The organism is Pseudoalteromonas sp. Isolate3 (assembly GCF_022398505.1).
GTDB lineage: Bacteria > Pseudomonadota > Gammaproteobacteria > Enterobacterales > Alteromonadaceae > Pseudoalteromonas > Pseudoalteromonas apostichopi.
This window is the reverse complement of record NZ_JAKEVN010000145.1, coordinates 1-8,260: the sequence shown is the minus strand read 5'-3', so window position 1 is coordinate 8,260 and position 8,260 is coordinate 1. Positions and strand designations below refer to the sequence as shown.

The 8,260-nt window shown below is 39.6% G+C and carries 6 protein-coding genes; 3 read left to right on the top strand and 3 right to left on the bottom strand.

Features of this window, described 5'->3' with window-relative positions; genetic code table 11:
* Positions 1-31: 31 nt before the first annotated feature.
* Both sppA and ansA read left to right on the top strand, forming a co-directional pair.
* Complete coding sequence (sppA, locus tag L1D46_RS18720; RefSeq protein ID WP_239978024.1) at positions 32-1,897, top strand: signal peptide peptidase SppA; 1,866 nt, start codon at positions 32-34, stop codon at positions 1,895-1,897.
* 59 nt (positions 1,898-1,956) lie between these two features.
* Complete coding sequence (gene ansA, locus L1D46_RS18715) at positions 1,957-2,967, top strand: asparaginase (protein WP_054561413.1); 1,011 nt, start codon at positions 1,957-1,959, stop codon at positions 2,965-2,967.
* A 60-nt stretch (positions 2,968-3,027) separates the two neighbouring features.
* Here ansA and gndA read toward each other — a convergent pair whose 3' ends face one another.
* A complete protein-coding gene (gndA, locus tag L1D46_RS18710) occupies positions 3,028-4,401 on the bottom strand; it encodes an NADP-dependent phosphogluconate dehydrogenase (RefSeq protein WP_130051563.1) in 1,374 nt (457 codons plus the stop codon).
* A 423-nt stretch (positions 4,402-4,824) separates the two neighbouring features.
* Here gndA and pyk point away from each other — a divergent pair, with 423 nt between their 5' ends.
* Complete coding sequence (gene pyk / locus L1D46_RS18705; protein ID WP_130051564.1) at positions 4,825-6,258, top strand: pyruvate kinase; 1,434 nt, start codon at positions 4,825-4,827, stop codon at positions 6,256-6,258.
* A gap of 63 nt (positions 6,259-6,321) precedes the next feature.
* Here pyk and L1D46_RS18700 read toward each other — a convergent pair whose 3' ends face one another.
* On the bottom strand, positions 6,322-7,146 hold the full coding sequence (locus L1D46_RS18700) for a LytTR family DNA-binding domain-containing protein (RefSeq protein ID WP_130051565.1): 825 nt from the start codon (positions 7,144-7,146) through the stop codon (positions 6,322-6,324).
* Positions 7,143-8,216, bottom strand: a complete 1,074-nt coding sequence (locus tag L1D46_RS18695; RefSeq protein ID WP_130051566.1) for a histidine kinase — start codon at positions 8,214-8,216, stop codon at positions 7,143-7,145. The genes L1D46_RS18700 and L1D46_RS18695 overlap by 4 nt, the downstream gene beginning before the upstream one ends.
* Positions 8,217-8,260 lie beyond the last annotated feature (44 nt).

Sequence of the window (8,260 nt, the reverse complement as noted above, 5' to 3'; positions counted from 1 at the left end):
CTACTAAGCTGTACTGAATTAAGGATTTATTTTGCTAGCAAAGATATTTAAAGGCATTTGGACCGGGATTAATTTTTCCCGCCGTTTGGTCCTAAACATATTATTTTTATTACTAGTAATTCTCTTCTTTGTTGCCATCACTAGTGAAGAAGACCAAGTAAAGGTAGCAGATGGAACCGTGCTACGCCTAAACTTAAACGGCCCAATTGTTGAAGAAAAAACCTATGTTGATCCTGTAGAAGCAGCTATCAACGATGCAACAATGGGCAAAGAAGCACCATCAGAGATCCTTCTTGATGATGTTGTTGAAGTGATCAACGAAGCGACCAAAGATGATCGCATCACTGTAATGCTACTTGACCTACAAAAAATGCCTAGCGCGCACATCAATAAGCTAAAACAGATAACCAAAGCAATTGATGCATTTAAAGCTGCTGGAAAACAAGTTATTGCTACAGGTTACTACTACACACAAGCACAATATTATATTGCTGCCCATGCTAATGAAGTATCAATGCACCCATATGGCGGTGTTAGCATTGAAGGTTACGGCATGTTCCCGCTTTACTTCAAAGATGCCCTTGAGAAATTAAAAGTAACTCAACATATTTTCCGTGTTGGTACTTATAAATCAGCTGTAGAACCGTTTATTCGTAATGACATGTCAGATGCAGCAAAAGAAGCTAACCGTGTCTGGTTAACAGCTCTTTGGAACGAGTATAAAACTGATGTTGCAGCGAGTCGTCCATTCGATGAAAGCAATTTTGATGAGGATATGGAAGTATATCTAACAAAAATGCAAGCAGTTGACGGTAACTCAGGTCAGTATGCGTTAAATAATCAATGGGTTGATTCTTTAAAAACATCACAACAAATTCGCCAGCAACTTATTGAGTTAGTGGGTGCAGAAGAAACGGGTAAAACTTTTAAACAGGTTAGCTTTCGTGAGTATTTATCACTTGTAAAACCACCCGTTGAGTTCGATAACCCAATCACTGAAAAAGTTGCCGTTGTTGTTGCTAAAGGAACGATTGTAGATGGCGAGCGCAAAGCCGGTGAAATTGGCGGTGATTCGACAGCTGCCCTACTTCGTAAAGCACGCCTAGATGACAAAGTAAAAGCTGTTGTACTTCGTATTGACTCAGGTGGTGGTAGCATGTTCGCCTCTGAAGTGATCCGCGCTGAAGTATTAGCTCTAAAAGCAGCAGGTAAACCAGTAATTGCATCAATGAGCTCAGTGGCAGCATCAGGTGGGTACTGGATTGCATCAGCAGCCAATGAAATTTGGGCTGCTCCTAGCACAATCACAGGTTCAATCGGTGTATTCGGTACTTTCATGACTTTTGAAAACACCATGGCTGAATTGGGTATTTATTCAGACGGCGTTGCAACAACAGACCTTGCTGGTTTTTCTATAGCTCGCCCTCTTGATGAGAAAATGTCAGATATCATTCAAATGAGCGTTGAAAATGCATACAAACGCTTTTTAAATGTGGTGGCTGAAGCACGTAACATGACCCCTGAACAAGTTGATAAAATTGCCCAAGGCCGTGTATGGATTGCAACTCAAGCAAAAGACCTTGGTTTAGTTGATAAGTTAGGTGATAAACAAGATGCAATTAAAGCAGCAGCCGAGCTTGCAAAGCTTAAGCATTATGATGTTAAAACCATCAAACAGTCATTAACACCTCAAGAGCAGATGCTACAAGATATCTTAGGCACAGCGGCTATTCAGAGTTTCTTTGCTAAATCTGATTCATCTACATCAGTATTGGCTACGCAAGCTAACTTACAAAGCCTAATAAATCAGTTAAGTAGTGAAATTGATAACCTAAAAGATTATAACGATCCTCAAGGCGTTTACGCTCGTTGTTTAGTATGTAACGTAATTCAATAAGTTACTTAGCAAAGCAATTTTAGGTATACTAAGCCCAGTTGTTTAACTGGGCTTTTTTTATGAAACGTAAACGTATATATATCGCCTATACAGGTGGTACTATTGGTATGAAAAAATCGAGCCGAGGCTATGTTCCGGCAGAAGGTTTTTTAACAGAAACAGTGGTCAATAATGCAGAGTTTAATCGTGATGAAATGCCTTTGTTTGATATTCACGAATATTGCCCGCTTATTGATTCTTCTGATATGTCCCCTGCCCACTGGCAATTAATCGCTGACGATATCAAAAGTAAATACCAAGACTATGATGGTTTTGTAGTGCTACATGGTACCGATACCATGGCATACACAGCTTCGGCCCTGTCTTTTATGTTCGAAAACTTAACGAAACCTGTAATTGTGACTGGCTCGCAAATACCGCTCTCTCAACTGCGTTCTGATGGCCAAGTGAACTTACTAAATGCGATGTACTTAGCAGCTAATTACCCTATTGCAGAAGTAAGCCTATTTTTCAATAACCAATTGTTTCGTGGTAACCGTGCTACAAAAGCGCATGCCGATGGCTTTGATGCATTTGCTTCACCTAATCTTGAACCACTAGCACTTTCAGGAATCAATATTCAACTGATCAAAGGTCAACTTAGCCCATACGTAGATAATGAACTACAGGTATCAAATATCACACCTCAGCCAATTGGTGTGCTTTATCTATATCCCGGGATCAGTCCAAAAGTCGTAAAAAGTTTAGTTAATGACGACATTAAAGCACTTGTTTTATTAAGTTTTGGTGTGGGCAATGCCCCACAAGATCCAGCGTTTTTAGATATACTTAATGACGCAAGTAAACGCGGTATGGTAATAGTTAATTTAACACAGTGTTTAAAAGGCCAAGTAAATATGGGTGGTTATGCAACAGGTAATGCATTATTAAATTGTGGTGTCATCAGTGGCTACGATATGACATTAGAAGCCTGTTTGACTAAATTACATTACTTATTCAGCCAAAAGCTCGAGGTTGAAACTATTCGTCACTTGATGCAAGACAACTTACGTGGTGAGTTAAGCCGTTAAAATAAAATCATCAAATACAAAAAAGGCACCAATTGGTGCCTTTTTTACGCTTTTTGATAATTAACGAACTTTTTCGTCAATCTCAACTAAGTCTGTTAAATGGCATATCTCACCACTATGCGTTTTAATACCATGTTCGCCAAAATAGTCACGTTGTGCTTGTACAAGATGACCATTACTTGGTGTAGTTAACGTCGCGATGTAAGTTTGCGTTGCTGTTAACACAGGGAAAGCAAGACCCGAAGCAACTGCAGCACCTGTTACTTTTCGTAATGCTGCTGATTCACGCTGCATAGAATCGATAAACTCTACACCATCAGCTACATTATCTAAGTAATCAGCACGGATGATACAACCTGCACGCCATGTTTGTAGCGTTTTCGAAAGATCAACTTTCCATTGATGAGCACGTGATGCACCTTTGATAAGTGCTAAGCCTTGACGATAAGCAAGTAAACTTGCCAGTGTGAATGCATCTTTTAACTCATCCAAATCTAAGTCAACTGAGTCAGTTGATTTAGCAGCGTAAGTCATTTCTTTAGCTGCATGTGTATCACAAGTATTTGTTAAGTGACGAGCTTGCACAGCTGCGACTAATGATGGTACTGCAATACCCAGTTCTAAAGCATTTTGTGCAGTCCATAGGCCTGTGCCTTTAGCGCCAACCTTATTGTCGATTAAATCAACTAGAGGTTCACCTTCAGTTGTTTCAAGGCTTAAGATATGGCTAGAGATTGACAGCAAGTAGCTATTTAAAGTTCCCTCTGACCATTCATTGAAAATATCAGCAACTTCTTTTGGTGAACGATTAGTACCTAAGCGAAGTAGTTGATACATTTCAGCGATTAATTGCATTAACGCATATTCGATACCGTTATGTACCATTTTCACAAAGTGGCCACTTGCAGATTGGCCTACTCGTGCAAAGCATGACTCACCTTTGTAGCTTGCAGCTACTTTTTCAAACCACGGCTCAACACGCTCCCAGCCGCCTTCTGAACCACTTGCCATCATAGCTGGACCATGACGTGCGCCCTCAGCACCACCAGAAATCCCCATAGTGGCAAATTCAAATTTGTTTTGATATTTAAGCTTACGGCTAATACCATCTTTATAGTTACTGTTGCCGCAATCTACGATAATGTCATCACAGTCAACACCTGCCTCTGCAAGCTCTGTACATACTTTATCAACCAATTCACCAGCAGGAACTAAAAGTAGAATTGAACGAGGTGGCTCTAAGCGTCTTACCATATCATTTAAATCTGACACAATGTGTAAACGGTCTGCTAAACCGAGTGTTTTTGCACAGCTTAGTAACTCGGCACCCGCATCTGGGTTTTTATCATAAGCTACTAAAGTCAGCCCTTTTTCAATCAGGTTGAGGGCAAGATTTTTACCCATAACGCCTAACCCTACTAATGCAACTTGCATTTAGTGTCCTCCTCGGTAACAACTATTGGTTAGTTAATCAAAATAATTACGCGCGCATTATACCCAAGCAGCCCAAAAATGCGAGCTTGAGAGCCAACTTGAGAGAAATCTAAGAAATCATGAAGCGACGTTTCGCTCAGTATATCAAAATTACTAAGGCATCGGACCAGATTTTTATAATACCCTTTAAAAAGGTATGTGTATTGACGCTATCTGACACCGGTGTCATAATAACGTCATTCATACTTTGTAAACTTTAAAATTCATACAAAGAGCCAGATTCTCATAAGTAAAAACAATCATTTTTTACTTATGAGTTCTACATTGTGCTTATGTATAAGCCTATAATTAAGGTTTATAGCACGACATTTTAATAGATAACCATCAATTCGCTTAATATATTTGAGCGCACAGGAGAATTTGATGCTAAGACGCACAAAAATTGTTGCGACCCTTGGACCGGCAACTGATCGCGATAACAACCTAGAAAAAATTATTCGTGCAGGTGCAAATGTGGTTCGTTTGAACTTCTCACATGGCGTTGCACAAGATCATAAAGACCGCGCAGAAGCGGTACGCAGCATTGCTAAGCGTTTAGGCAAACACGTTGCTATCCTTGCTGACTTACAAGGCCCTAAGATTCGTGTATCTACGTTTAAAGACGGCAAAGTAAACCTAGAAGTTGGCGCAAAATTTACCCTTGATGCAAAAATGGAAAAGGGCCAAGGCGACGTTAATGCAGTAGGTATCGACTATAAAGAGTTACCTAACGATGTTAAAACAGGCGATTTATTGTTATTAAACGACGGTTTAATTCAATTAACTGTTGATAGCGTTGATGGTGACCTAGTTCACACGACTGTTACTGTAGGTGGCGTACTTTCAAACAATAAAGGTATCAACCGTCTAGGTGGTGGTTTAACAGCCCCAGCTTTTACCGAGAAAGACAAAGAAGATTTAATCACAGCGACTGAAATTGGTGTTGATTATATTGCTGTTTCATTTCCGCGTAGTGGCGATGATATGCGTTATGTTCGATCTTTGGCAGAAGCTGCAGGTTCAAACGCACAACTACTTGCAAAAATCGAGCGTGCAGAAGCGGTTGAAACCGTTGAAGCAATCGACGATATCGTACTTGCTTCAGACGCAGTTATGGTTGCTCGTGGTGATTTAGGTGTAGAAATTGGTGATGCAGCCCTTGTTGGTAAACAAAAGCTAATTATTAGCCGTGCGCGTTCACTAAACCGTACTGTGGTTACTGCAACTCAAATGATGGAATCAATGATCGATAACCCAATGCCAACACGTGCTGAGGTTATGGATGTTGCAAACGCAGTTTTAGATGGCACTGATGCAGTTATGTTATCTGCAGAAACAGCGGCTGGTGACTACCCTGAAGAAACAGTAGCTACAATGGCTCGTGTTTGTTTAGGCGCAGAATCACAAAAAGAAACTCACGTTTCTAAGCACCGTTTAGACAGCCGTTTTTCATCAAATGCTGAATCAATTGCGTTATCTGCTATGTATGCAGCTAACCACCTAGATTCTGTAAAAGCGATTGTGACACTAACTGAATCAGGTAGCACAGCTAAATTAATGTCGCGTATCAGCTCTGGTTTACCAATTTATTCACTATCACGTCATGCTAACACACTTGGTCAGACAGCGCTTTACCGTGGTGTTTACCCTGTATTCTTCGATTCAACAAAATGTGAAGATGACAGTATGGTTCGTGACGCACTAAATACGCTTGTTGAGCAAGGTGCTCTTGTAGCAGGTGATACTGTGATTTTAACTCACGGTGATGCGATGGAAACAATTGGTGCTACCAACACAATGAAGATTGTAACAGTTTAAACTTTTTAATGTTCATTAAAAAAGGCGCAATAGATTGCGCCTTTTTTGTTTGTATTTAATTAGTTAACTAGCAAGTGCTGCTTTAACTTTATCGCGGTAGCTGCGGCTTACTTTTAATTCTTGACCGTTATCTAACACTAAAAGGTATTCTCCACTTACTTGAGTAACAAGCTTGCTAATTTGCTTTGTATTCACTATTGCACTGCGATGAACACGGACAAATAATTGCGGATCAAGCTCTTGTTCTAGCTCTTTCATTGTTTTGCGCAGTATGTGAGTTTGTCCATCTTGGCAATGTAAGCACATATAATCGCCTGCTGCATCAACCCATTGAATTGTAATTACTGGCACACGGACAATTTCGCCCTGCTCTTTTACAGCTAATGATTCTGGATAACGACGATCAGCAAGGCTATCGCCCGTTGCTAACTTCTTTAGAATTTCTTCGCAATTATTGCCTGTAATACCTGCAACAAAGCTCGCTAGTTTTTTCTTATGGGCGTTATCTTGTTGCGTTTTTAAATAGGTATGCACTTTTTCTACCGCCTGTTTTAGTCTGTTGTCATCGACTGGTTTAAGAATATAATCCAACGCATGAATCTCGAATGCTTTTACTGCAAACTGGTCAAAAGCTGTTACAAACACAATAGCTGGTAATGGATTTACGCTCTCGCTAAGTGCTCTTGCAACTTCAAAACCGTTCATATTTGGCATTTGAATATCTAAGAAAACCAATTGAATGTTGCCTGATAAGCATTCTTCAATTGCTTCCTGACCATTGCTACATAAACGAATGACTTCTAAATCGTCAAACTCAGAAAGTCGAACAGCTAGGCCTTTTCTTGCTAACGGTTCATCATCAACGATCAAAGTTCTAATTTTGCTCATTTCTTAACAGCCTTTTCAAACGGAACGCGCAGATTAACTTTTAACCCACTTGGCGTATTGTCAGAGAGAACAAACGAGTAGTTGTTCTCATAAAGTGTTTTTAAGCGGTCCTGTGTATTTGCTATGCCAACGCCATGTGAATTAACTAGTTGACCATTTTTTAGCTCAGTGCCAGGACCATTATCGCCTACTTCCAATAATAGTTCATTTGCAAAAACTTGTGCTTTAATATCAATCACACCGCCTTCATTTAATTGCGCTATCGCATACTTAATCGAGTTTTCGATTATAGGCTGAAGGATTAAGCTTGGTACCAAGGCTTCTTTTGCTTGCTCGCTTACATCAACATTTACTTGCAAGCGCTCATCGAAGCGAACTTTTTCGATTTCAAGGTACAGCATCAATGCATGAATTTCTTGTTCTAACGGCACCTTTTTAATGGGGTCGGTATTAAGTGTATAACGCAAGAAATCACTCAATTTAGACACCATTAAATTCGCATCTTTATTCTCTTTTACCAAAATCAACGTGGAGATTGCATTTAAGGTATTAAATAAAAAATGTGGGTTAAGTTGATAACGCAGCATTTTAAGCTGTGCTTCATGAGCCATAGTGGTTGCTTTTAAAGCTTTTTGACGCTCACTTTGCAATAGCTGATAATACTTAATCCCAAAATACAAACCACTCCAACAAAGAATGATATAAACCGAATCTAAACCTTGCTGAAAGTAATAAAACCACTCATTTGGGCGGTAACCGTGACGGTAGATTTCCCATAAATTGAATTTTTGTACTACAGCCCAAAGTGTCCCAGTAACATATGAAGCACCAAAAACCACGAGCATCAATACCCAAGGTGAAGCATTCCACACTTTACGGTACATATAACGCAATGGTACTGTCATTAAACAGCCTGCATAGGCGTTTAACACAATAACAAATACGTAAATATCACGCATTTCAAAGACTTTTGAGCCGATATAATTAACTAACGCATACCCTATCCAGCCTGCAATTTGCAAAACCCAGAAAAAGCGTTGTCGATTATCAACTAATGATTGCCAATTCAAAATATAAGATTACCTTTCATAATTATTTTTATTATACCGATAGT

Coding starts and splice junctions, on each gene's coding strand:
- pyk (WP_130051564.1), top strand. CDS start 4,825: ATGCTAAGACGCACAAAAATTGTTGCGACCCTTGGACCGGCAACTGAT.
- L1D46_RS18700 (WP_130051565.1), bottom strand. CDS start 7,146: ATGAGCAAAATTAGAACTTTGATCGTTGATGATGAACCGTTAGCAAGA.
- gndA (WP_130051563.1), bottom strand. CDS start 4,401: ATGCAAGTTGCATTAGTAGGGTTAGGCGTTATGGGTAAAAATCTTGCC.
- ansA (WP_054561413.1), top strand. CDS start 1,957: ATGAAACGTAAACGTATATATATCGCCTATACAGGTGGTACTATTGGT.